This window comes from Streptomyces sp. NBC_01390 (genome assembly GCF_045040105.1).
In the GTDB taxonomy this organism is placed as follows: domain Bacteria; phylum Actinomycetota; class Actinomycetes; order Streptomycetales; family Streptomycetaceae; genus Streptomyces.
In genome coordinates, this window is sequence record NZ_CP109551.1 from 3231407 (window position 1) to 3255858 (window position 24452).

Genomic DNA, 24452 nt, shown 5'->3' on the forward strand with positions numbered 1-24452 from the left:
GCACCGGCAAGCACCTCATTCATTTCCGCGTACGGCATCCACGGCGTGTACGCGTCCCCCAGGGAGATCACCAGCATGAGCAAGCGGAACAGCCAGGCGTCCAAGAGCGCGGCCCGTGAACGGCTGCGCGAGGAGCGCGAGCGCCAGGCCAAGCGCGACAAGGCCAGGCGGCAGGTCATCGTGGCCGGCGCCGTCGTCGCCGTCCTCGCGATAGCCGGCGGTATCGGCTACGCGGTCGTACAGAACAACAAGCCGGGCTACTGGGACGCGGCGAAGGACGAGAAGGTCGTCGCGCCGGCCAACACCACGGGCACCAACGGCACGACGGTGATTCTCGGCAAGAGCACCGCCAAGAAGACCCTCAAGCTGTACGAGGACCCGCGCTGCCCGATCTGCGCCCAGTTCGAACAGACCGTCGGGTCGACGGTGAAGGCGGACTTCGACGCGGGCAAGTTCAAGATCCAGTACATCGGCGGCACCTTCCTCGACGGGGACACCGACGACAACGGCAAGATCCAGATCGGGTCTCGCGGCGAGGGTTCCAAGAACGCGATGAGTGCCATGGGCGCCGCGCTGAACGTGAGCCCGGAGGCGTTCCTGGAGTACAAGACCGCCCTCTACACGGCGAAGTACCACCCCGACGAGGCGGACGACAAGTTCAAGAGCGACGACTACCTGATCAAGGTCGCGAACACGGTCGCCGCACTCAAGAACAACACCAAGTTCCAGGCCGCGGTCAAGAACGGCACGTACGACGCCTGGGCGCTGGCGATGTCCGAGACGTTCAACACCAACAAGGACGGCGTCAACGGCACCCCGAGTCTGGTGATGGACGGCAAGAAGCTCACGGCCCCGAACAGCGAGAACGCGCCCATGACGGTCGCGGACTTCACCACGGCGATCACGGCGGCGCTGAAGGCCTGAACAGCGGGTTCCGGGGCGTTTGGAGCGCCTGCCGTACGGTCCGCCGCTCGGCCCCGGTGGACGATCAGCCGAAGAGCGGGCGAACTTTGGAAGTTCGCCCGCTCAACCGGCTTACTGGTCAGTAATCTCAGCGCCCGTGACGAGTCGAAGCAGTTCCTCCGAGTCCACGGGCGCCCAGGTCAACTCCCTCGCCCCACGCCGTCGTACGGTCGTCAAGGCCGCCGCGGCCACCGTCGTACTGGCCGGCCCGCTGGCCGCCGCCCTGCCCGCGAGCGCGGCCGCCGAGGCCCCCGCCTTCCTGCACGGGGTCGCCTCCGGCGATCCGCTGCCCGACGGCGTCCTGCTGTGGACGCGCGTGACGCCCACCGCCGAGGCGATACCCGGCTCCGGGCTCGGCCCGGACACCGAGGTGAGCTGGACCGTCGCCCTCGACAAGGCGTTCACGAACATCGTCTCCAAGGGCTCGACCACCGCCACGGCCGCCGCCGACCACACGGTCAAGGCGGACATCCGGGGCCTCGCACCCGCCACGGACTACTGGTTCCGCTTCTCGTCCGGCGGCACGGACTCCCCCGCCGCCCGCACCCGCACCGCGCCGGCCGCGGACGCCGTCGTGCCGGGGCTGCGCTTCGGCGTGGTCTCCTGCGCCAACTGGGAGGCCGGCTACTTCTCCTCGTACCGCCACCTCGCGGCCCGCGGCGACCTGGACGGCTGGCTGCACCTCGGCGACTACATCTACGAGTACGGCACCGGCGGCTACGGCACCCGCGGCACCGTCGTACGCCCGCACTCGCCCGCGCACGAGATCCTCACGCTCGCCGACTACCGCGTACGGCACGGGCGTTACAAGACGGACGCCGATCTGCAGGCCCTGCACGCGGCAGCGCCCGTCATCGCGATCTGGGACGACCACGAGTTCGCCAACGACGCCTGGTCGGGCGGCGCGGAGAACCACACCGAGGGCGCCGAGGGCACCTGGTCGTCCCGGCAGGCCGCCGCGAAGCAGGCCTACTTCGAGTGGATGCCGGTCCGCCCGGCGATCGCGGGCACCACCTACCGGCGCCTGCGCTTCGGCAAGCTCGCCGACCTCTCCCTCCTCGATCTGCGCTCGTTCCGCTCACAGCAGGTCGCCACCGGCAACGGTTCGGTCGACGACCCGGAGCGTACGATCACCGGCCGGGCCCAACTGGACTGGCTGAAGGCCGGGTTGAAGGCCTCGGACACCACCTGGCGGCTGGTCGGGAACTCGGTGATGATCTCGCCGTTCGCCATCGGCTCCCTCACCGCCGACCTTCTGAAGCCGCTCGCCGAACTGCTCGGCCTGCCCAAGGAGGGCCTCGCCCTCAACACCGACCAGTGGGACGGCTACACGGACGACCGCCGTGAACTCCTCGCCCACCTCCGCTCCAACGCGATCCGCAACACCGTCTTCCTGACCGGCGACATCCACATGGCGTGGGCCAACGACGTGCCCGTGGACGCCGGCACCTACCCGCTGTCGCCCTCGGCCGCCACGGAGTTCGTCGTCACGTCGGTCACCTCCGACAACCTCGACGACCTCGTCAAGGTGCCCGAGGGCACCGTCACCGCACTCGCCGCGCCGATCATCAGGGCGGCCAACCGGCACGTCCAATGGGTCGACACCGACCGCCACGGCTACGGCGTCCTGGACATCACCGCCGGCCGCGCGCAGATGGACTACTACGTGCTGTCCGACCGCACGAAGCCGAACGCGATGTCGACCTGGTGGCGTTCGTACCGCACGCTCAGCGGCACGCAGAAGGTTGAACGGACGTACGACCCGGTGTAACCGCCCGACGGGCCCTGAAAGTCCCCTACAGGCTGTCGAGGAAGCCGAGCGCCACCCGCCAGGTGGCCTCGGCCGCCTCCTCGTCGTAGTCCGGCAGATCGGGGTCGGTGTAGAGGTGACCGGCTCCGGCATACCGGTAGACCTCCACGTCGGCGCCCGCCTTGCCCATCTGGAGATACCAGGAGCTCAGCCAGTCGTCGGTCTCGAACGCGTCCGGCTCGGCCACGTGCAGCTGGACGGGCAGCTCGTCCACCGACGCCGTCTCGGCGATGTCCGACGTGCCGTGCAGCAGCAACAGGCCGCGTGCCTTGTCGTCGCCGAGCGCGAGTGTCTGCGCGGTCGCGGCACCGAACGAGAACCCCGCGTACACCAGGCCCCGTCCGGAATAGGGGGCCGCGGCCAGGATCGCCCGCCTGAGCAACTCGTCCTTGCCTATGGCGTCCTTGAAGGCCATGCCTTCCTCGACGGTCTCGAAGGTGCGCCCGTCGAAGAGGTCGGGGGTCCACACCTCGTGTCCGGCCGCCCGCAGCCGGTCCGCCGCGGCGTGCACGGCGGGGCGAAGCCCGTAGGTCGAGTGAAAGAGCATGACGTTCATGAGGACATCGTGCCAGGCACCACTGACAACCGGTTCACGGCCAACGAGCGCACGAACAGCCGGCCCCGTGTGTGCCAGCCCACCCGGGGTCGGATGTTCAGGACAGCCCTTCTCCGGTTACGTTCTCCCGCATGGAGAACGTACTGCGCCCGCTGATCGTCCTCGGTGGCTCGGTCGTGCTCACGCTGCTGATCGGCTGGGCCACGGACCGCTTGCTGCGCAAGGCTGACGAACGGCAGACCGACACTCCGCTGTGGGGACTGCTGCGCCGGGGCCGTGTGCCCTACCAGCTCGTCCTGTGCGCGGCGCTGCTCAGAGGGTCCTACGACCAGGCCGACCTGCCCCACGGGCACGAGGTCGCCGTCGGCCGGGCCCTGACGCTGGTCCTGATCGGCTCGACGGCCTGGCTGATCGTCCGCATCACGGCGGCGATCGTGGACACCTCGTACACCCGATACGCCCGCGCCCACCGCGACCCGGCCCGGGTCCGCCGGGTCCGCACCCAGGTGTCGTTGATCACACGGGTGGTGGCGGCGGTCGTGGCCGTGGTGGCCGTGGCGGCGATGCTGCTGACGTTCCCGGCGATGCGTGCGGCCGGCGCCTCACTGCTCGCCTCGGCCGGCGTGCTGGGCATCGTCGCCGGTGTGGCGGCCCAGTCGACGCTGAGCAACATGTTCGCGGGGTTCCAGATCGCCTTCGGCGACATGGTGCGCATGGGCGACACCGTCGTGGTGGACGGCGAGTGGGGCACGGTCGACGAGATCACGCTGACGTTCCTGAGCGTGCGCACCTGGGACGAGCGCCGCATCACCATGCCGGTGTCCTACTTCACCTCGAAGCCCTTCGAGAACTGGTCGCGGGGCGGCGCCCAGATGACCGGCATCGTCTTCTGGCACCTCGACCACAGTGCGCCCATGGAGGCGATGCGCGAGAAGCTCCGGGACCTCCTGCGCGAGTGCCCGGCCTGGGACGGCCGCGCCTGCGACCTGTCCGTCACGGACGCCACGCCGAGCACCATGGAGGTACGCGCCCTGGTGACGGCGAAGGACGCGGACGACGTCTGGAAGGTCCGGGTACACGTCCGCGAGGGCATGATCCGCTGGCTGGCCGAGCAGCACCCGTACGCCCTCCCCCGGGTCAACACGGCGGACGCGTCCCTGCCCCCGGGCACGGAGACGGCCCGCCGCTTCCATGACGGAATCCCTCGCAGGGCCCACGACACACCACGCCCGGCAGGCAGGCCTTAGACACCACCCCGAACGGAAAGCCGCCAACGAAGCGCACCCCCCACAGGCGAGGCCCACCTCTCAACGAACCCCCAACGGGCGGTGCGCGGGTGGGAGAAAACCCTCAAAAAGAGCGGCGCATCGAAAGATGCGCAATCCCCGCCTCGTAGAACTCGTCGCCGTACCCCGCGTACCCGAGCCGCTCGTAGAACCCCGCCGCGGAGGTCTGCGCATGCAGATCCACCGCCGCGAGCCCCAGCCCCCGAGCCGCCTCCTCAACCCCCCGCACGAGCGCGACCCCGACCCCCAACCCCCGGGCCTCCTTCCGCACCGCGAGCCGCCCGAGCGACCCGAGGGACGGATCGCCCCCGGTCCGGCCGGCGGCGGCCTCCCCGTACAGCAACCGCCCCGTACCGAGCGCCACGCCGTCCTCCCGGACGGCCAGCACATGCAGCGCGTCCGCGTCGAACTCGTCGTTCTCCAGGTCCTCGGGCACCTGCTGCTCGACGACGAAGACCTCCTTGCGCACCGCGAAGCAGGCCTCACGGTCGGCAGGGTCCTCGACGACGCGCACCACGTACGCCGACGGGATCATGCGTACGTCTCCTCGCGCACCCGCTCCAGGGCGTCGGCCAGGTCGTCCGGGTAGCCGCTCTCGAACTCGACCCACGTCCCGTCCCCGGGGTGCTCGAAGCCGAGGCGTACGGCATGCAGCCACTGGCGGGTCAGGCCGAGCCGCTTGGCGAGCGTCGGGTCCGCCCCGTACGTCAGATCGCCGACGCAGGGGTGGCGGTGGGCGGCCATGTGGACGCGGATCTGATGGGTGCGGCCGGTCTCCAGCTTCACATCGAGCAGGGAGGCCGCGCGGAACGCCTCGATCAGGTCGTAGTGCGTGACAGAGGGCTTGCCCTCGGCCGTGACGGCCCACTTGTAGTCGTGGGTCGGGTGCCGGCCGATGGGCGCGTCGATCGTGCCGCTCATCGGGTCGGGGTGCCCCTGGACCAGCGTGTGGTAGCGCTTGTCGACCGTGCGCTCCTTGAACTGGCGCTTGAGCGACGTGTACGCGCGCTCCGACTTGGCGACCGCCATCAGGCCGGACGTGCCGACGTCGAGCCGGTGCACGATGCCCTGACGCTCGGCGGCCCCCGAGGTCGAGATGCGGTATCCGGCGGCGGCGAGCCCGCCGATGACGGTCGTCCCCGTCCAGCCGGGCGACGGGTGCGCGGCCACGCCGACGGGCTTGACGATCACGACGATGTCGTCGTCGTCGTGCACGATCACCATGCCCTCGACCGGCTCGGCCACCACCTGCACAGGGGCGGGCGCCTGCGGCATCTCCACCTCGAGCCAGGCCCCGCCGTGCACCCGCTCCGACTTGCCGACCACCGAGCCGTCGACCGTGACCTTCCCCGCCGCGGCCAGCTCGGCGGCCTTCGTACGGGAGAAGCCGAACATCCGGGAGATGGCGGCGTCGACACGCTCACCCTCCAGGCCGTCCGGCACGGGCAGGTTGCGGATCTCGGGAATCGTACTCACCCGTCGAGTATGCCGGACTGGCCCGCTACCCCCGACCGGGCCTGTGGACAAACCCCCCTCGAGCCCCTCAGTCCTTGTGGACGGTGCCGTCCGGGTCGAGCCCCTTGAAGGACAGCAGGACGATCAGGATGCCGCCGCAGACGATCGCCGAGTCGGCCAGGTTGAAGACCGCGAAGTGCTTGGGTGCGATGAAGTCGACGACCGCGCCCTTGAAGACGCTCGGGGAGCGGAAGATCCGGTCGGTCAGGTTGCCCAGCGCGCCGCCGAGCAGCAACCCGAGCGCGATCGCCCAGGGCAGGCTGTAGAGCTTGCGGGCCAGCCGGGCGATCACGACGATCACGGACGCCGCGATGACCGTGAAGATCACGGTGAAGGCCTCACCCATGCCGAAGGCGGCACCCGCGTTGCGGATCGCCTCGAACTTCAGCCAGTCCCCGATGATCTCGATCGGCGCGTGGTGCTCCAGCTTGGCGACCACGATCATCTTGCTGACGAGGTCCAGCGCGTACGCCAGCGCGGCGACGGTGAACAGCACAAGGATCCGGCGCCGGCCCCGGGGCCGCCCGTCCGGTGTCTCCGGCTCGGCTCCCGCCGCGTCTGGGATGTCCGGCGTACCGATGATGCGCTCCGCCTCTGCCACGTGAGTCCCTCAACCTAGGTTCCTGACTGAGGACGAGAGTACGACACGCCTCCTGGCACACCGCAGCGCAGGAGGTGCACGGCGCGGATCCGCCGGGGGTCAGTAGCGCCGCTCCTGCTTCTGCTTGCACTCGACGCACAGCGTCGCGCGCGGGAAGGCCTGCATCCGCGCCTTGCCGATCGGGTTGCCGCAGTTCTCGCACAGGCCGTACGTGCCCGTGTCCAGCCGCTCCAGGGCCCGCTCGTCCTGGACGAGCCTCTCGCGCGCGCTGGCCGCCAGCGCCATCTCGTGCTCGCGCGTGATGTTCTTGGTGCCGGTGTCGGCCTGGTCGTCCCCCGCGCCGTCCCCGGAGTCCCGCATCAGGCCCACGAGCGACTGCTCGGACGACGTGATCTCGGCGCGCAGCCGCAGCACCTCGGACTGCAACTCGGCGCGCGCCTCCGACACCTCCTCCGGGGTCCATGGGTCCTCACCGGGGCGTACGGCGAGCTCACCCGGCTCCGCCGCCGCCACGACCCGTGCCTTGGGCACCGTGCCGGCCTTCTTCGCCGCCGTGGCCGTGCCAGGAGTCTTCTTCGCAACCACCGTCGTGGCTCCCGTCGTCTTCGCGGCCTCGGCCGCACCCGCCTTGTTGGCCGTGCTCTTCTTGGCCGTGGTCTTTGGGGACGTGCGTTTACCGGCACTGCTGTGAGCCGCGGTGCTTTCGGGAGCAGCGGCGGCCTTCTTTTCGGCCTTCTCGGCCCTCTCAACCCTCTCGACCTTTTCGGCAGCTGTTTTCGCCACAGCCCTTTTGGTCACCGTCTTCTTCGCGGCGCCCTTTTTCAGGGCGGTCTTCTTCGCGTCCGTGCCCTTGCCACCGCCGGAGGCCCCCGCAGCCCTGGATCCCGTGGATCTGCCGGACGCCGACTGCTGTACGGCGGTCTTTTTCGCCACCATGGCCGCGGCCCCTTCACATATTGTGATCTTGCTCGCGAATCGTGCTGGGACGATAAATCGACTTGAGACCCGCGGCAACGGGGCAGACCACCCGATTCGCCCACCCCGCCGCTCCCGCGGGGCGAACCTGCAAGCGTTGTTCCCAGCTCTCCGCCGGGTAATCCGCCCAGCCGCGCGTCCCGGAATCCGGACACCCGACCCTGGCCATTCGGGTGGCTCGGAAAACCGGTCGGCCGCTGTCCGTGGGGCGCCGTACACTGGCGGAGCGAGAAGCGTGGATGGGGACGAGTAGCGGCGTACGCAGCCCAGAGCGACCCGGGGACGGTGGAAGCCCGGGGGTGAGCGCGACGCGAAGATCACCCCGGAGCCGCCGGAAGAAAGCCGCAGCGAGGCGAGCAGGACAGCCGCGGCCGGTAGACCCGGTTTCGCGACCCCAATGAGGGGGCTCATCGGTGGGCACGACGCACCGGGGAGCCAAGGAGGGTGGTACCGCGGGAGTACGCCGTACAAGGCGTCCGGAGAATTCCGGCTCTCGTCCCTCCGACGGAAGGCAGAAAGTCCGCCGGAGGAAGCTCGCTGATGACAACGCCGACGTACCGCCAGGTGCCCGCCCAGGTCGACCTGCCCGCCCTTGAGCACGCCGTGCTCGACTTCTGGCGCGAGCAGAAGATCTTCGCCAAGAGCCTCGACCAGTCCGAAGGCCGCCCCGAGTGGGTGTTCTACGAGGGCCCGCCCACCGCCAACGGCATGCCGGGCGCCCACCACATCGAGGCCCGCGTCTTCAAGGACGTGTTCCCGCGCTTCCGCACGATGCGCGGCTACCACGTGGCCCGCAAGGCCGGCTGGGACTGCCACGGCCTCCCGGTCGAGCTGGCCGTCGAGAAGGAGCTCGGCTTCTCCGGCAAGCAGGACATCGAGGCGTACGGCATCGCCGAGTTCAACGCCAAGTGCCGCGAGTCGGTGACCCGGCACACGGACGCCTTCGAGGCGCTCACGACCCGCATGGGGTACTGGACCGACCTGCACGACCCGTACCGCACGATGGACCCCGAGTACATCGAGTCGGTCTGGTGGTCGCTGAAGACGATCTTCGACAAGGGCCTGCTGACCCAGGACCACCGCGTCGCCCCCTGGTGCCCGCGCTGCGGCACAGGACTGTCGGACCACGAGCTGGCCCAGGGGTACGAGACGGTCGTCGACCCCTCCGTGTACGTCCGTTTCCCGCTCACCTCCGGTCCGCTGGCCGGCGAGGCCGCCCTCGTCGTCTGGACGACTACTCCCTGGACGCTGGTCTCCAACACCGCGGTCGCCGCCCACCCCGACGTCACCTACGTGGTGGCGACGAAGGGCCCCTCCGGCAGCGAGAAGCTCGTCGTCGCCGAGCCGCTGCTCACCAAGGCGCTCGGCGAGGAGTGGCAGTCCACGGGCCAGACCTTCACCGGCGCCGAGATGGAGCGCTGGTCCTATCAACGTCCGTTCGAGCTCGTCGAGTTCCCGGACGACGTGCCCACCCACTACGTGGTGAACGCGGACTACGTGACGACCGAGGACGGCACGGGTCTGGTCCACCAGTCCCCCGCCTTCGGTGAGGAAGACCTCAAGGTCTGCCGCGCGTACGGCCTGCCGGTCGTGAACCCGGTCCGCCCGGACGGCACCTTCGAGGAGGACGTCCCCCTCGTAGGCGGCGTCTTCTTCAAGAAGGCGGACGAACAGCTCACCGCGGACCTCCAGCAGCGCGGCCTCCTCTTCAAGCACATCCCGTACGAGCACAGCTACCCGCACTGCTGGCGCTGCCACACCGCGCTCCTCTACTACGCGCAGCCCTCCTGGTACATCCGCACGACGGCCGTCAAGGACCGTCTCCTCCAGGAGAACGAGAAGACCAACTGGTTCCCGGACACGGTCAAGAACGGCCGGTACGGCGACTGGCTGAACAACAACATCGACTGGGCGCTCTCCCGCAACCGCTACTGGGGCACCCCGCTCCCGATCTGGCGCTGCGAGGAGGACCACCTCACGGTCGTCGGCTCCCGCGCGGAGCTGACCGAGCTCACGGGCACCGACCAGTCGGGCCTGGACCCGCACCGCCCGTTCATCGACGCGGTCACCTTCGCCTGCCCCCAGGACGACTGCGGACAGACGGCCACGCGCGTGCCGGAGGTCATCGACGCCTGGTACGACTCGGGTTCGATGCCGTTCGCGCAGTGGGGCTACCCGTACAAGAACAAGGAACTGTTCGAGTCCCGGTACCCGGCGCAGTTCATCAGCGAGGCCATCGACCAGACCCGCGGCTGGTTCTACACGCTGATGGCGGTCGGCACGCTCGTCTTCGACAAGTCGTCCTACGAGAACGTGGTCTGCCTCGGCCACATCCTCGCCGAGGACGGCCGCAAGATGTCCAAGCACCTGGGCAACACCCTGGACCCGATCCCGCTGATGGACCGGCACGGCGCGGACGCGGTGCGCTGGTTCATGGCCGCCGGCGGTTCCCCGTGGGCGGCCCGGCGCGTCGGCCACGGCACGATCCAGGAGGTCGTCCGCAAGACGCTCCTCACGTACTGGAACACGGTCGCCTTCCAGGCCCTGTACGCGCGTACGTCGAACTGGGCCCCGTCCGCGGCGGACCCGGCCCCGGCCGACCGCCCGGTCCTGGACCGCTGGCTCCTGTCCGAGCTCCACGCGCTCACCGACCAGGTGACGCAGTCCCTGGAGGCGTACGACACCCAGCGCGCCGGCAAGCTCCTGTCGGCGTTCGTCGACGACCTGTCCAACTGGTACGTACGCCGGTCCCGGCGCCGCTTCTGGCAGGGCGACAAGGCCGCGCTGCGCACCCTGCACGAGGTCGTCGAGACGGTCACGAAGCTGATGGCCCCGCTGACCCCGTTCATCACCGAGCGGGTCTGGCAGGACCTGGTGGTGCCGGTGACCCCGGGCAGCCCCGAGTCCGTCCATCTGACCACCTGGCCCGAGGCGGACCTGTCCGCGATCGACCCGGAGCTGTCGAAGCAGATGGTGCTCGTACGGCGGCTGGTCGAGCTCGGCCGTGCCACGCGCGCGGAGTCGGGCGTGAAGACGCGTCAGCCGCTGTCCCGCGCGCTGGTCGCGGCGGCAGGCTTCGACACCCTGGACCGCGAACTGCACGCGCAGATCACGGAGGAGCTCAACGTCAGCTCCCTCGCGTCCCTCTCCGAAGTGGGCGGCTCGCTGGTCGACACCACCGCCAAGGCCAACTTCCGCGCCCTGGGCAAGCGGTTCGGCAAGCGCGTCCAGGACGTCGCGAAGGCCGTCGCGAACGCCGACGCGGCCGAGCTGTCCCTCGCCCTGCGCGCGGGCAAGGCGTCGGTGGAGGTCGACGGCGAGACGGTCACGCTGGCTCCGGACGAGGTCATCATCACGGAGACCCCGCGCGAGGGCTGGTCGGTGGCGTCCGACTCGGGCGCGACGGTCGCCCTCGACCTGGAGATCACGGCGGAGCTGCGTCAGGCGGGCCTCGCCCGTGACGCGATCCGGCTGATCCAGGAGGCCCGCAAGAACAGCGGCCTCGACGTGGCCGACCGCATCGCGCTGCGCTGGACGTCCACGGACCCGGCGGTCACCGCGGCCCTGGCCGAGCACTCCGGCCTGATCTCCGACGAGGTCCTGGCCACCGACTTCGGCCAGGGTGACGCGGACGACACCTACGGAGACCCGTTCACGGACGAGGGCCTGTCCCTGACGTTCTGCCTGCGCAAGGCGTAACAGCGACAGGCACAGCGCGTACGAAGGCCCGCTCCCGCCGACCGAATCGGCGGGAGCGGGCCTTCGGCGTCAACGGGCACACGCAAAAGGGCGGGGCCCCGGATGAAAATCCGGGGCCCCGCCCTGAACGCCGACGACGCCTAAGGCGTACTAGAGGCCGTCAGTTGTCGTCCTCGTCGATCAGGAAGCCGCGCATCGGTGAAGGAGCCTGACCCATCGGAGACGGGCCCTGCGGCCGGACCGGAGCCATGGGCTGGGTCATCGCCGGGGACATCTGCTGCTGGCCACCGTAGGACGGGCCGGCGGGACCGGGGCCACCCATGCCCTGGTTGCCGCCGTACGACGGGGCACCGGCGCCGGCCGGAGCCATCGAGGGCGCCGGGGACGGCGGCAGGGAGGCCGTGGCCGGAGTACGCGGCGGGGCCAGCGAGTCGTCGGCCTGGGTCTCCAGCTGACGCAGCTGCGACTCCAGGTACGACTTCAGGCGGGTGCGGTACTCGCGCTCGAAGCCACGCAGATCCTCGACCTTGCGCTCCAGCGTGGCGCGAGCGGACTCCAGGGAGCCCATCGCGACGCGGTGCTTCTCCTGCGCGTCCCGCTCAAGAGCGTCGGCCTTGGCGCGGGCGTCGCGCTCCAGGCCCTCGGCGCGGCTGCGGGCCTCGCCGACGATCTTGTTGGCCTCGGAACGAGCCTCGGCGATCGCCTGGTCGGCGGTCTGCTGGGCCAGCGAGAGAACGCGCGCGGCGCTGTCTCCACCAGGACCCTGGCCGGGACCGCCCATGGGGCCACCCATGGGACCGCCCATCGGGCCGCCCATCTGCTGCATCTGGCCCTGCATCTGCTGACCGGGCATCTGCTGCATCTGGCCCGGCATGCCGCCCTGGCCCATCTGACCCTGCATCGGACCCTGACCCATGGGGCCCTGACCCATCTGACCCTGCATCGGGTTCTGGCCCATGGGGCCCTGACCCATCGGGCCGGGTCCCTGCGGACCGCCCTGGCCACCTCCGGGGGGCAACTGCGGTGCACCGCTGGGCAGCTGGGGCGGGCCGCCCATGGGGCCGCCCATCTGCTGCTGCGGCGGGCCCGATATGCCGGCGGGCACCGGGCCGCCGGGGCCTCGCATGCCCTGCTGCGGCATCCCCTGCTGGGGCATGCCTTGCTGGGGCATGCCCTGTTGCTGCATGCCCTGCTGCTGGTCCTGTTCCGGAGGCTTGCGCATGCCCTGCTGCTGGTTCTGGGCAGCGGCGCGCGTGGCAGCGGCCAGCTTGGCGCGCAGGTCCTCGTTCTCGCGGAGCAGTCGGGTCAGTTCGGCTTCTACCTCGTCGAGGAAGGCATCGACCTCGTCCTCGTCATAGCCTTCTCGGAGGCGGACGGTCGTGAACTGCTTGTTCCGCACATCCTCGGGGGTCAACGGCATCTCTTCACCTCAACGTAGTCGTCGGCATTCGGCAAGACCGTATCGTTCACACCAACACCGACCTGACGACGGTGATCAGGATGTACACGATGATCATCAGTACGAAGAAGGACAGGTCGAGCGCCACGCCCCCGAGACGCAACGGCGGGATGACCCGCCGCAGAAGCTTGAGCGGTGGATCAGTGACAGTGTAGGTGGCCTCCAGAACGACCACCATCGCCTTGCCGGGCTGCCATGAGCGGGCGAACTGGAAGACGTAGTCCATGACCAACCGGAAGATCAGCACGATGAGGAAGCACATCAGCGCGATGTAGAGAACCTGTCCAACCACGCTCATGATCCGCGCTTACCTCTCCCCTGTTTCCGTGCTGCTGGGTACCGCTGTTGGTACTGCCTGGTTACTGCTTTTCCGGTTGTGCGTCTCAGCTCTGGTTGAAGAACCCGCCCTCTGCGATGCGGGCCTTGTCCTCCGCCGTGACATCGACGTTAGCAGGCGACAACAGGAACACCTTCTGCGTCACCCGCTCGATGCTGCCGTGAAGACCAAACACCAAACCGGCCGCAAAGTCGACAAGTCGCTTGGCGTCTGTGTCATCCATCTCAGTGAGATTCATGATCACAGGAGTGCCCTCACGGAAGTGTTCCCCGATGGTACGGGCCTCGTTGTAGGTCCGGGGGTGGAGCGTGGTGATCCGGTAAGGCTCTCGTTCCGACACGACCTTGGGCATGATCACCGGTGCGTTCTTCTCCAGGCCTGAGCGTTCTTGTGTGATGGACGCCACGGGCGCGATCCGCGCCGGACGTCCGGATTCCGCACCCAGCGAGGCGGAATGCGACACCGGATCGCGCGGGGCGGACGGCTGCACCACTCGTACCGATTCGTCCCTTTGGGACTGGTGTGGCTGGTGTGACTGATGGGACTGGTGCGAACCGTGCGGCTGGTGCGAGGGCTCACGCCGCCGCAGGTCGCGCTCGGGTTCCGGGTCGAGCTCGGGCTCGAAGTCGTCATCGGGGTCGAATCCCCGGCCGTCGTACCCATCGTCCTCCACGAGGCCGAGGTAGACCGCCATCTTGCGCATCGCGCCGGCCATTGCTCTGAGTCCTCCCGCTCTGTGGTGGATCGACTGACGTATGCCAAGTGCCCGTGATCCACGAGGTCGTTACGACCGCCTCTCAGCGGTAATGACCATATTTTCTGCTGTGGTCCGACTTCCTGGCGACGTTACCCGAGCCTGGGACGGACTCCGAGTACCGCACTGCCGACGCGCACATGTGTCGCCCCGGCCGTCACGGCCTTCTCGAGGTCCGCACTCATCCCTGCGGACACCATGTTCGCAGCCGGATGGGTGCGGCGCATAGCAGTCGACAAATCCATCAGCCGCTCGAACGCCGCCGGTTCACGTCCGGCGTACGGTCCGGTCAGCGGTGCGACGGTCATCAACCCGTCGAGCCTGAGCCCCTCGGCCCCGGCCACCAGGTCGGCCAACTCCCCGATTCCGCCCGGCCCGACGCCTCCGCGCTCCCCGCGCGCACTCTCCTCCGCGTCCAGCGCGACCTGGATCAGGCAGCCCACCTCGCGCCCCGCCCGCACCGCCTCCCTGGACAGCCCGGAGACCAGCCGGTCACGGTCGACGGACTGCACGACACCGGCGTAACCGACCACGGAACGTACCTTGTTGGTCTGCAACTGGCCCACGAAATGCCAGGTGAGAGCCAGATCCGCGCACTCCTCGGCCTTGGGCGCCGCGTCCTGGTCGCGATTCTCGGCCACATGACGCACACCGAGCTCCCACAGGATCCGCACATCACTCGCGGGGTAGGTCTTGGTGACGACGATCAGCGTCACCTCCTCCCGCTTGCGGCCCGCCGCCGAACAGGCCGTCGCGATTCGCTCCTCGACTGCCGCCAGATTTGCGGCGAGTTCGCCCTTACGGTCCGTCATGTCCATCAGTCCAGCCAGACATAGCCTGCGAGCCGCCCGGTCGTGCGGTCGCGGCGGTACGAGAAATGGTCGGCGGACTCCCGCGTGCACACCGGCGACTGCTGCCGGTCACGCACCCCGAGCCGCTCCAGTTGGGCGTGCACCCCGGCGACCACGTCGACGGCGGGTGTGCCCCAACTGGTCTCGGCGTACGCCGCGGGTTCGACGGCGGCGACGTCGGCGCGCATCTCCTGCGGCACTTCGTAGCACCGGCCGCAGACAGCAGGGCCGGTGCGGGCGACGATCCGGGCGGGGTCGGCGCCGAGGGACTCCATGGCGTCCACCGCGGCGGGGACGATCCCGGCGACCAGGCCGGGCCGGCCCGCGTGGGCCGCGGCGACCACTCCGGCGACCGGGTCGGCCAGCAGGACCGGAACGCAGTCGGCGGTGAGCACGGCGACGGCGAGGCCCCTGGTGGCGGTCACCAGGCCGTCGACGGGCGGGGCGGACCGGGTGGTCCACGGCCCGTCGACCTCGGCGACGTCGTTGCCGTGCACCTGGTTCATCCAGACCACCCGGTCCGGGTCGAGACCCAGGGACTTGGCGGCCAGTTCACGATTCGTGACGACGGCGGCCGGGTCGTCGCCGACTGCTCCGCCGAGGTTCAGCTCCTCGTACGGAACGGCGCTCACCCCGCCCCACCGGTCGGTGAAGGCGAAGTGCGCGCCGCTCGCATCGCTCGTTTCGGAGCGCTGCCCTATCACTTCAGGAAGTCCGGCACGTCCAGTTCCTCCGCCGCGCTGTCCGAGTAGGACCGGGACGGCGGGACCGGCGGGGAGATCGGGAGCTCGTTCGCCGGCTCCGGGGCGGGTGCCGGGGTCTCCCTCGGCGTGACGCTGCCGAGCGAGCCGAAGGACGGCCGGCTGTCGGACGATCGTACCGGCGTCGGTTCGTCGCGCTTGGCGCCGGCCGAGCCGAGGATGTTGTCCCGCTTGGGCGGGGGCTGCCCCCCGTCGAAGCCGGCCGCGATGACCGTGACCCGGACCTCGTCGCCGAGGGCGTCGTCGATGACCGCACCGAAGATGATGTTGGCCTCGGGGTGCGCGGCCTCGCTGACCAGCTGGGCGGCCTCGTTGATCTCGAACAGGCCGAGGTCGGAGCCACCGGAGATGGAGAGCAGGACGCCCCGGGCGCCGTCGATGGAGGCCTCCAGGAGTGGCGAGGAGATCGCCATCTCGGCCGCCGCCACCGCACGGTCGTCACCACGGGCCGAACCGATGCCCATGAGGGCCGAACCGGCCTCGGACATCACGGACTTGACGTCGGCGAAGTCGAGGTTGATCAGACCGGGGGTGGTGATCAGGTCGGTGATGCCCTGGACGCCGGAGAGCAGGACCTGGTCCGCCGACTTGAAGGCGTCGAGGACCGAGACCTGGCGGTCCGAGATGGACAGCAGCCGGTCGTTGGGGATGACGATGAGGGTGTCGACCTCTTCGCGGAGTTCCGCGATGCCGTCCTCGGCCTGGTTGGCGCGGCGCCGTCCCTCGAAGGTGAAGGGGCGGGTGACCACGCCGATGGTGAGGGCGCCGAGGTTGCGGGCGATGTTGGCCACGACGGGCGCGCCGCCGGTGCCGGTGCCGCCACCCTCGCCTGCCGTCACGAAGACCATGTCGGCCCCCTTGAGGACCTCCTCGATCTCCTCGCGGTGGTCCTCTGCGGCCTTGCGGCCGACGGCCGGGTTGGCGCCGGCGCCGAGTCCGCGGGTGAGTTCGCGGCCGACGTCGAGTTTGACGTCGGCGTCGCTCATCAACAGCGCCTGAGCATCGGTGTTGATGGCGATGAACTCGACGCCCTTCAGACCGACCTCGATCATCCGGTTGATGGCGTTGACACCACCGCCGCCGACACCGATGACTTTGATGACTGCGAGGTAGTTCTGCGGTGCTGCCACGTCGAAGGCCTCTCGCCTCGAGTTACGTGTCGCCGTTCGCGATACGGCGAACGGACAACTCATGCCGAAGTGGGACGGTCCGAACGCCGACCCGAACCCTAACGTTGAAGTTTAGGGTTACCAGTGTGTCTGTTCCTTGGACTCTTCCGAACAGGACACTAAGTCGACAAGTGGCGCACGTTCAACGAACACGCCGAACCTCCCGTTTTTCTTTTCACCCTATGTGATCAGCCATAGCGATGCCCAACCAGGGTGCTGGCCTGCACGGACAGGCGTCAACTCCCTGATGACGCGGGGGCGGTGGGGACGCTCACGTCGAAGTGCCGCGCCCCGGGAGCCGCTTTCATGAGAGCAGTGAGCGCATGGGCCTTCGCGGCACCCTTCTCGGCACTCCCCCACGCGACGGTCCGGCCGTCGCCCAACTCCAGCGAGATGGAGTCGTACGAACGGACCTTGACCGTCCTGGTGGCGCGCGCGACGGCGCCCGGCAGCTCGCCCGCCACCAACACCGCCTCGACCACCAGCCGGTCGCCGCCGAAACGGCGCAGACTCGCCGTCTGCGAACCGGTCCGGGACATCGTCAATTCCAATGCGGGTACGCCTTCGGGAGCATGCGAAACCGTCGCGAATCGCACGCCTTTCGCGTCCACTTCGACATACTTGGCCGGTTTCCCGACGCTTTTGACAATCAGGACCGGGGTACGTTCGACCACTTTCAGCACGATTTCGTGCGGCCAGGACCGAGTGACCTCAACCGAGTCAATTCGGGGCAATTTCCGGAGCAGTCGGGACTCGATGGCGTCGGTGTCGACGGAAACGAGAGGTTCCCCGAGCGGCACGTCGGCGGCTTCCCGCACCTGTGCCTGCGTCAGAACACCGGTCCCCGACACCGACACACGCTCCACGTGCGTCCACCGGGACCCGTAGAGCACCCACAGGGCGCTCCCGCCGAGGACGAGCAGGGCGCAGGCCGTGATGACGATCGCACGAAGCCTGCGCGGCCCGGGCCGGCCGAGGAGGCCCGGCCGGCGGGGCGGGCCGGAGGTGTCCTGCTGCCGTTCGCCGCGTTCGGCGGTCGTCGCTCCTCCGGCCACGCCTGCCCTGCCTTCCCTCGTCGTCGCCTAGCGGTGGCGCGAGGCGATCGCCTCGTACACCATGCCGACGAGCAGGTCGTCGGCGTCCCGGCGGCCGAACTCGCTGGCGGCACGGGACATCTCGTACAGCCGGTGCGGGTCGGCGAGCACGGGCAGGACGTGGCGCTGGACCCATTCGGGCGTCAGTTCCGCGTCGTCGACCAGGAGTCCGCCACCGGCCTTCACCACCGGCTGGGCGTTCAGCCGCTGTTCGCCGTTGCCGATGGGCAGCGGGACGTAGGCGGCCGGGAGTCCGACGGCGGAGAGTTCGGCGACGGTCATCGCGCCCGCACGGCAGAGCATCATGTCGGCCGCGGCGTACGCGAGGTCCATCCGGTCCACGTACGGTACCGGGATGTAGGGGGGCATCCCCGGCATCTGGTGGACCTGCGGCAGTTCGTTCTTCGGGCCGACCGCGTGCAGCACCTGGATGCCGGCCTGCTGGAGGTACGGCGCGACCCGCTCGACCACCTCGTTGAGGTGCCGGGCGCCCTGCGAGCCGCCGGAGACCAGCAGCGTCGGCAGGCTCGGGTCGAGCCCGAACGCGGCCCGCGCCTCGGGACGTACCGCTGCCCGGTCCAGGGTGGCGATGGAGCGGCGCAACGGGATGCCGATGTAGCGGGCGTCGCGGAGCTTGCTGTCCGGGGTGGAGACGGCGACCTGGGCGGCGTACCGCGAGCCGATCTTGTTGGCGAGGCCGGGGCGGGCGTTGGCCTCGTGGACGACGATCGGCACCCCCAGGCGCTTGGCGGCGAGGTAGCCGGGCAGGGCCACATAGCCGCCGAAGCCGACGACGGCGTCGGCCTTGGTGCGCTCCAGGATCTGCTCGGCCGCCTTGATCGTGCCGCGCAGCCGCCCGGGGACGGTGATCAGCTCGGGGGTGGGCTTGCGCGGCAGTGGGACCGCTGGGATCAGCGCCAGGTCATAGCCCCGCTCGGGGACGAGCCGGGTCTCCAGACCGCGTTCCGTGCCCAGGGCCGTGATCCCCATGGTGGGGTCAGCCCTGCGCAGGGCGTCCGCGAGGGCGAGCGCGGGCTCGATGTGGCCGGCGGTCCCCCCACCGGCGAGTACGACATGCACCGAAATTCACCGCTCTCCGGACGAACGCGCCGCCGAGGCACGCCGTCTCATCGTGTTCCATCTCCGGGAGGTTCCGGCCGGCCTTCCAGACCGAACAGAGCCCCCAGTCCCCCGCTTTCTACCAAAGCGGGGTTGCCGCAACGAAAGCGCCGCCCGCGCACCCGGTTCGTCGCGTGCGAAGGCGATCAGCAGTCCGATGGCGAACATGGTCGGCAACAGGGCGGAACCCCCGTAGGAGAACAGCGGGAGCGGGACCCCGGCGATCGGCAGCAGGCCGAGCACCGCACCGATGTTGATCACTGCCTGAGCGGTGATCCAGGTGGTCACACCTCCCGCGGCGTACCTCACGAAGGGGTCCTCCGTGCGTCCGGCCACGCGGATACCCGCATAGCCTAGGGCCGCGAAGAGGGCGAGCACCGACAGCGTCCCCGCCAGGCCCAGTTCCTCCCCGGTCACGGCGAAGATGAAGTCGGTGTGGGCTTCGGGGAGTTGCCCCCATTTTTCCACACTCGCACCGAGGCCCGAACCGAACAGGCCACCGGAGGCGAGCGCGTAGATTCCGTGCACGGCCTGCCAGCAGGACGTGGCCCCGGTGCCGGGCTCGGTGGCGCCGATGCACTGGAAGCGGGCCATCCGGTTGGGGCTGGTCTTGATGAGGACGAGGCCGATGAACGCGGCCACGGACAGCACACCCACGAACAGACGCGTGGGCGCCCCGGCCAGCCAGAGCAGCCCGAACAGGATGGCGGTGAGGATGATCGCCGTACCCATGTCGCCGCCGAGCATGATCAGGCCGAGCAGCATGAACGTGACCGGGACCAGCGGCACCAGCATGTGCTTCCACTGCGTGAGCAGCCGCTTGTCCTCCTTGCGGGCGATCAGGTCGGCGCCCCACAGCACCAGGGCGAGCTTGCCGAACTCGCTCGGCTGGATCTGGAAGGAGCCGCCCAGCGAGATCCAGTTCTGGTTGCCGTTGATGGACAGCCCTATCCCGGGCACCTGGACGAGGGCCATCAGGAAGACGGAGCCGGCGAGGATCGGGTAGGCGAGCGCCCGGTGCAGCTTCACCGGCATCCGCGAGGCCGAGAAGAGCAGCACGCCGCCGATCGTGGCGGCCAGCAACTGTTTGCGGAAGAAGAACGTGCCGGGCTTGGACAGTTGCAGCGCGGTGATCTGGGAGGCCGAGTAGACCATCACAAGGCCGAGCACCGTGATCAGCAGCGAGCCGCCGAGGATCACGTAGTACGCGGTCAGCGGCCGGTCCCAGGCCCGCTCCACACGCCGCCGAAACCGGCGCACGGGATTGTCCCGTGGCGGCCGTGGCGCGGCGGGCCTACGAACCCGCACAGCCCCCTGCACGGGCGCCCGCCCGGTACGGCTACTGGGCATCAGAGCCTCCCGCGCGACTGATGAAGGGCGCGCGCAGCGCCCCCTTCAGGGGCGCGGGGCTGTGTCCATCTGCGGCTCCGCCGCGGGGCGCGACCAGCCCCCCACCGGGCCGGCACCAGACAATCCACCGAAAGTTCCCGAGCCACAACCCACCTCACGTGTCCCTCCAAGGCCCCCGAAGACACCCTCCGCGGCCGAAGACCGACCGTCAGGTCCCCGCCCCGAGTTCGCGAACCGCCTGCGCGAACGCGTCACCGCGTTGGTTGTAGTTGGCGAACATGTCCATCGACGCACAGGCAGGCGCCAACAGCACCGTGTCCCCGGCACCGGCCAGGTCCCGCGCCGAGCGGACCGCCGCGAGCATCGCCCCAGTGTCGGTCCGGTCGAGGTCGACGACGGGTACTTCCGGGGCGTGTCGCGCGAGGGCTTCGCCGATCAGGGCCCGGTCGGCGCCGATCAGCACCACTCCGCGAAGTCGCTTTGCCGACTTGGCGACCAGTTCGTCGAAGGTCGCGCCCTTGGCGAGCCCGCCGGCGATCCACACGATCGACTCGTACGACGCCAAGGAGGCCTCGGCCGCGTGGGTGTTGGTCGCCTTGGAGTCGTCGATGTAGGCGACCCCGTCCACGTCGGCCACGTGAGCGATGCGGTGGGCGTCCGGGGTGAAGGCCCGCAGGCCGTCCCGGACCGCCTTCGCGGGCACCCCGTAGGCCCGGGCGAGGGCCGCCGCGGCAAGGGCGTTGGCGATGTTGTGCGGGGCGGGCGGGTTGACGTCCGAGACCTCGGCCAGTTCCTGGGCGTTCTGCTGCCGGTTCTCGACGAAGGCGCGGTCGACCAGGATGCCCTCCACGACGCCGAGTTGGGACGGGCCGGGCGCACCGAGCGTGAACCCGACGGCCCGGCAGCCCTCCTCGACGTCCGCGCCGCGCACCAGGTCCTCGGTCGCCTTATCGGCCACGTTGTAGACGCAGGCGACCCGATTGCCCTCGTAGATACGGCCCTTGTCGGCGGCGTACGCCTCCATGGAGCCGTGCCAGTCGAGGTGGTCGGGGGCGAGGTTGAGGACGGCGGCGGAGTGGGCGCGCAGGGAGGGCGCCCAGTGGAGCTGGTAGCTGGAGAGTTCGACAGCGAGGACGTCAAACGTCTCGTCGCCGAGGACCACGTCGATGATCGGTGTGCCGATGTTGCCGACGGCGGCCGTACGCAGGCCGGCCGCGCGCAGGATCGACGCGAGCATCTGGGTGGTGGTCGTCTTGCCGTTGGTGCCGGTGATCGCCAGCCAGGGGGCCGGCTCTCGACCGTCCCGCCCGCGCAGCCGCCAGGCGATCTCCACGTCGCCGACGACGTCCACGCCCGCCTCGGCCGCCGCCGTGAAGAGCGGTGAACTCGGCTTCCAGCCGGGCGAGGTGACGACGAGTCCAGTGCCCTCGGGGAGGGTCTCGGCGTCCCCGAGGCGTACCTCGATGCCCTCCAGGGCCGCCGCGCGTTCCCGGTGGGCCTCGGAGTCCCCGCCGTCCACGACGGTGACCCGGGCGCCGAGGGCGGCCAGGGCGCGGGCGGCGCTGATGCCGCTGACGCCGAGGCCGGCGACGGTGACGTGCATGCCCTCCCACTCGCTGCCCTGGCCGGAGGTCACTTGTCGGCCGCCCATCCCGCGTAGAAGATGCCCAGGCCGACGATCACGCAGATGCCCTGGATGATCCAGAAGCGGACCACGATGAGGACCTCGGACCACCCCTTGAGTTCGAAGTGGTGCTGGAGTGGCGCCATCCGGAACACGCGCTTGCCGGTCGTCTTGAACGAGCCGACCTGGATGACCACCGACATGGTGATCAGCACGAACAGGCCGCCGAGCAGCGCCAGCAGCAGCTCCGTACGGGAGCAGATCGCGAGGCCGGCGAGCGCGCCGCCCAGGGCCAGTGAACCGGTGTCGCCCATGAAGATCTTGGCGGGTGACGTGTTCCACCACAGGAAGCCGAGACAGGCGCCCATAAGCGCCGAGGCGACGACGGCGAGGTCCAGCGGATCCCGCACCTCGTAGCAGGCCGCCGGGTTGGTCAGGGTCACCGCGTTGGCGCAGGACTCCTGGAACTGCCAGACGCCGATGAACGTGTAGGCGCCGAAGACGAGGACGGAGGCGCCGGTGGCGAGGCCGTCCAGACCGTCCGTCAGGTTCACGCCGTTCGACATGGCGAGGATCATGAAGAGCGCCCAGACGACGAACAGCACCGGGCCGATCGTCCAGCCGAAGTCCTGGACGAAGGAGAGCTTCGTGGACGCCGGCGTGTTGCCGACGCTGTCCGCGAACTGGAGCGAGAGCACCGCGAAGCCGATACCGATGGTCAGCTGGCCGGCCATCTTCGCCTTGGCCCGCAGACCGAGCGAACGGCGCTTGACGATCTTGATGTAGTCGTCCAGGAAGCCGACCAGGCCCATGCCCGCCATCAGGCCGAGCACCAGCAGGCCCGAGAAGGTTGGCGGGGGTGTGCTGGCCTCGCCGAGCCCCGTGAACACCTTGGACAGGAAGTACGCGGCGATCGTCGCCAGGATGAAGGCGATGCCGCCCATCGTCGGCGTACCGCGCTTGGCGTGGTGCTCGCGCGGGCCGTCGTCGCGGATGTACTGACCGTAGCCCTTACGGGCAAGAAGCTTGATCAGCAGCGGGGTGCCGATCAGGGTCAGGAAAAGACCAATGACTCCTGCGAACAGGATTTGCTTCATCATCGGGCGGAAACCTCACCCTCGGCACCGGTCGCCAGGAGCGCCTGCGCCACGCTCTCCAGCCCGACCGACCGGGACGCCTTCACGAGCACGACATCCCCCGGGCGCAGCTCGCTGCGCAACAGGTCGACAGCCGCCTGTGCGTCGGACACGTGCACCGACTCCTCACCCCACGAACCCTCGTTATATGCGCCCAGTTGGAGCCAGGACGCTTCCCTGCCCCCGACCGCGACGAGCTTGCCGACATTGAGCCGGACGGCCAGCCGTCCGACCGCGTCGTGCTCGGCGAGCGCCTCGTCCCCGAGCTCGGCCATCTTGCCGAGCACCGCCCACGTACGACCCCCCTTAGCCCGTGAGGCTGTGCCCATTGCCGCGAGCGCGCGCAAAGCCGCTCGCATGGACTCGGGGTTCGCGTTGTAGGCGTCGTTGACGATCGTCACGCCGTCCGGGCGCTCGGTGACCTCCATCCGCCAGCGGGAGAGGGAGCCCGCCTCGGAGAGCGCGGTGGCGATCTCGTCTGCGGACATGCCCAGCTCATGGGCGACGGCGGCGGCGGCGAGCGCGTTCGACACGTGATGCTCACCGTACAGGCGCATGGTCACGTCGCTTGCACCGGAGGGTGTGTGGAGCCTGAAGGCAGGCTGTCCCCTGTCCGTGAGTCGCACGTTCTCGGCGCGTACGTCCGCTTCGCCGGACTCGCCGAAGAAGATCACCTTCGCCTTTGTTCGAACCGCCATGGCCCGTACGAGGGGATCGTCGGCGTTCAGGATCGCGGTACCGCCGTCGGCCCCGGAGGGCAGCGCCTCGACGAGTTCGCCCTTCGCTTGTGCGATCTGCTCGCGTCCGCCGAACTCGCCGATGTGGGCGGTGCCGACGTTGATGACGAGGCCGATCCGCGGGGGCGTCAGCTCCGTGAGGTAGCGGATGTGACCGATGCCGCGGGCGCCCATCTCCAGGACCAGGAACCTGGTCTCCTCGGTGGCGCTCAGCGCGGTCAGCGGCAGCCCGATCTCGTTGTTGAGCGAGCCGGGGGTGTAGACCGTGGGCGCCTTGTGCTGGAGCACCTGGGCGATCAGGTCCTTGGTGCTGGTCTTGCCCGCGGAGCCGGTGAGGGCCACGAGGGTCGCGCCGAGCTTCTGGACCACGTGTCGCGCGAGGGCGCCCAGCGCCCGCTGGACGTCGTCCACGACGATCGCGGGCACGCCGACGGGCCGGGAGGCGAGAACGGCGACCGCGCCGGCCTCGACGACCGCGGCCGCGAAGTCGTGGCCGTCGACGCGCTCGCCCGCGAAGGCGACGAAGAGGCTGCCGGGCTCCACCTCACGGGAGTCCCTGACGACCTGTCCGGTGACCTGGACCGACGGATCCGGTATGTCGTGGGTCTGCCCGCCGACGACTGCTGCGATCTCGGCGAGAGAGAGGGCGATCACAA

General features: G+C 69.6%; 21 protein-coding genes. 4 read left to right on the forward strand and 17 right to left on the reverse strand.

Annotation, left to right across the window (positions count from 1 at the left end):
• Nucleotides 1-75: 75 nt before the first annotated feature.
• On the forward strand, nt 76-924 hold the full coding sequence (locus OG241_RS14425; RefSeq protein WP_405815732.1) for a thioredoxin domain-containing protein: 849 nt from the start codon (nt 76-78) through the stop codon (nt 922-924).
• A 136-nt stretch (nt 925-1060) separates the two neighbouring features.
• The gene (locus tag OG241_RS14430) at nt 1061-2734 is read left to right on the forward strand and encodes an alkaline phosphatase D family protein (RefSeq protein ID WP_405815733.1); all 1674 of its coding nucleotides are present in this window, start codon (nt 1061-1063) and stop codon (nt 2732-2734) included.
• A gap of 25 nt (nt 2735-2759) precedes the next feature.
• Here OG241_RS14430 and OG241_RS14435 read toward each other — a convergent pair whose 3' ends face one another.
• The gene (locus OG241_RS14435; protein ID WP_405815734.1) at nt 2760-3329 is read right to left on the reverse strand and encodes a dienelactone hydrolase family protein; all 570 of its coding nucleotides are present in this window, start codon (nt 3327-3329) and stop codon (nt 2760-2762) included.
• Between the two features lie 131 nt (nt 3330-3460).
• Between OG241_RS14435 and OG241_RS14440 the strand changes: the two genes are divergently transcribed.
• Nucleotides 3461-4576, forward strand: a complete 1116-nt coding sequence (locus OG241_RS14440; RefSeq protein WP_405815735.1) for a mechanosensitive ion channel family protein — start codon at nt 3461-3463, stop codon at nt 4574-4576.
• A 103-nt stretch (nt 4577-4679) separates the two neighbouring features.
• On the opposite strand, the gene OG241_RS14445 is transcribed toward OG241_RS14440, so the two are convergent.
• The 4 genes from OG241_RS14445 to OG241_RS14460 all read right to left on the reverse strand — a co-directional run bounded on the left by OG241_RS14445 (nt 4680) and on the right by OG241_RS14460 (nt 7667).
• Nucleotides 4680-5150, reverse strand: a complete 471-nt coding sequence (locus tag OG241_RS14445; protein WP_405815736.1) for a GNAT family N-acetyltransferase — start codon at nt 5148-5150, stop codon at nt 4680-4682.
• A complete protein-coding gene (locus OG241_RS14450; protein WP_319093579.1) occupies nt 5147-6091 on the reverse strand; it encodes an RluA family pseudouridine synthase in 945 nt (314 codons plus the stop codon). Before OG241_RS14450 ends, OG241_RS14445 begins: the two co-directional genes overlap by 4 nt.
• A gap of 67 nt (nt 6092-6158) precedes the next feature.
• On the reverse strand, nt 6159-6731 hold the full coding sequence (lspA, locus tag OG241_RS14455) for a signal peptidase II (protein ID WP_405815737.1): 573 nt from the start codon (nt 6729-6731) through the stop codon (nt 6159-6161).
• Nucleotides 6732-6830: 99 nt separating this feature from the next.
• Complete coding sequence (locus tag OG241_RS14460; protein WP_405815738.1) at nt 6831-7667, reverse strand: TraR/DksA family transcriptional regulator; 837 nt, start codon at nt 7665-7667, stop codon at nt 6831-6833.
• 579 nt (nt 7668-8246) lie between these two features.
• Here OG241_RS14460 and ileS point away from each other — a divergent pair.
• Nucleotides 8247-11405 carry an isoleucine--tRNA ligase gene (ileS, locus tag OG241_RS14465; protein WP_405815739.1) on the forward strand — a complete coding sequence of 1053 codons (3159 nt, stop codon included), beginning with the start codon at nt 8247-8249 and terminating at the stop codon, nt 11403-11405.
• Nucleotides 11406-11565: 160 nt separating this feature from the next.
• Here ileS and OG241_RS14470 read toward each other — a convergent pair whose 3' ends face one another.
• The 12 genes from OG241_RS14470 to murF form a co-directional block, all read right to left on the reverse strand.
• On the reverse strand, nt 11566-12825 hold the full coding sequence (locus OG241_RS14470; protein WP_405815741.1) for a DivIVA domain-containing protein: 1260 nt from the start codon (nt 12823-12825) through the stop codon (nt 11566-11568).
• A 46-nt stretch (nt 12826-12871) separates the two neighbouring features.
• On the reverse strand, nt 12872-13162 hold the full coding sequence (locus OG241_RS14475) for a YggT family protein (RefSeq protein ID WP_384386799.1): 291 nt from the start codon (nt 13160-13162) through the stop codon (nt 12872-12874).
• An 85-nt stretch (nt 13163-13247) separates the two neighbouring features.
• Nucleotides 13248-13916: a cell division protein SepF gene (sepF, locus tag OG241_RS14480; protein ID WP_405815742.1), complete on the reverse strand. Its 669-nt coding sequence runs from the start codon at nt 13914-13916 to the stop codon at nt 13248-13250.
• 131 nt (nt 13917-14047) lie between these two features.
• Nucleotides 14048-14767: a YggS family pyridoxal phosphate-dependent enzyme gene (locus tag OG241_RS14485; RefSeq protein ID WP_405815743.1), complete on the reverse strand. Its 720-nt coding sequence runs from the start codon at nt 14765-14767 to the stop codon at nt 14048-14050.
• Between the two features lie 5 nt (nt 14768-14772).
• Nucleotides 14773-15510 (reverse strand): peptidoglycan editing factor PgeF, encoded by a 738-nt coding sequence (pgeF, locus tag OG241_RS14490; protein WP_405815744.1) that lies wholly within the window; start codon nt 15508-15510, stop codon nt 14773-14775.
• Nucleotides 15507-16697 carry a cell division protein FtsZ gene (gene ftsZ / locus OG241_RS14495; protein ID WP_006374377.1) on the reverse strand — a complete coding sequence of 397 codons (1191 nt, stop codon included), beginning with the start codon at nt 16695-16697 and terminating at the stop codon, nt 15507-15509. The genes pgeF and ftsZ overlap by 4 nt, the downstream gene beginning before the upstream one ends.
• A gap of 275 nt (nt 16698-16972) precedes the next feature.
• Entirely contained in the window at nt 16973-17791 is an 819-nt protein-coding gene (locus OG241_RS14500; protein WP_405815746.1) for a cell division protein FtsQ/DivIB, read from the reverse strand.
• A gap of 27 nt (nt 17792-17818) precedes the next feature.
• Nucleotides 17819-18910 carry an undecaprenyldiphospho-muramoylpentapeptide beta-N-acetylglucosaminyltransferase gene (murG, locus tag OG241_RS14505; protein ID WP_319093569.1) on the reverse strand — a complete coding sequence of 364 codons (1092 nt, stop codon included), beginning with the start codon at nt 18908-18910 and terminating at the stop codon, nt 17819-17821.
• Nucleotides 18911-18916: 6 nt separating this feature from the next.
• On the reverse strand, nt 18917-20299 hold the full coding sequence (ftsW, locus tag OG241_RS14510; RefSeq protein WP_405815748.1) for a putative lipid II flippase FtsW: 1383 nt from the start codon (nt 20297-20299) through the stop codon (nt 18917-18919).
• A 208-nt stretch (nt 20300-20507) separates the two neighbouring features.
• Nucleotides 20508-21950 (reverse strand): UDP-N-acetylmuramoyl-L-alanine--D-glutamate ligase, encoded by a 1443-nt coding sequence (gene murD, locus OG241_RS14515; RefSeq protein WP_405815749.1) that lies wholly within the window; start codon nt 21948-21950, stop codon nt 20508-20510.
• Nucleotides 21932-23020 (reverse strand): phospho-N-acetylmuramoyl-pentapeptide-transferase, encoded by a 1089-nt coding sequence (gene mraY, locus OG241_RS14520; protein ID WP_405826209.1) that lies wholly within the window; start codon nt 23018-23020, stop codon nt 21932-21934. The genes murD and mraY overlap by 19 nt, the downstream gene beginning before the upstream one ends.
• On the reverse strand, nt 23020-24450 hold the full coding sequence (murF, locus tag OG241_RS14525; RefSeq protein ID WP_405815750.1) for a UDP-N-acetylmuramoyl-tripeptide--D-alanyl-D-alanine ligase: 1431 nt from the start codon (nt 24448-24450) through the stop codon (nt 23020-23022). Before murF ends, mraY begins: the two co-directional genes overlap by 1 nt.
• Nucleotides 24451-24452: the final 2 nt, after the last annotated feature.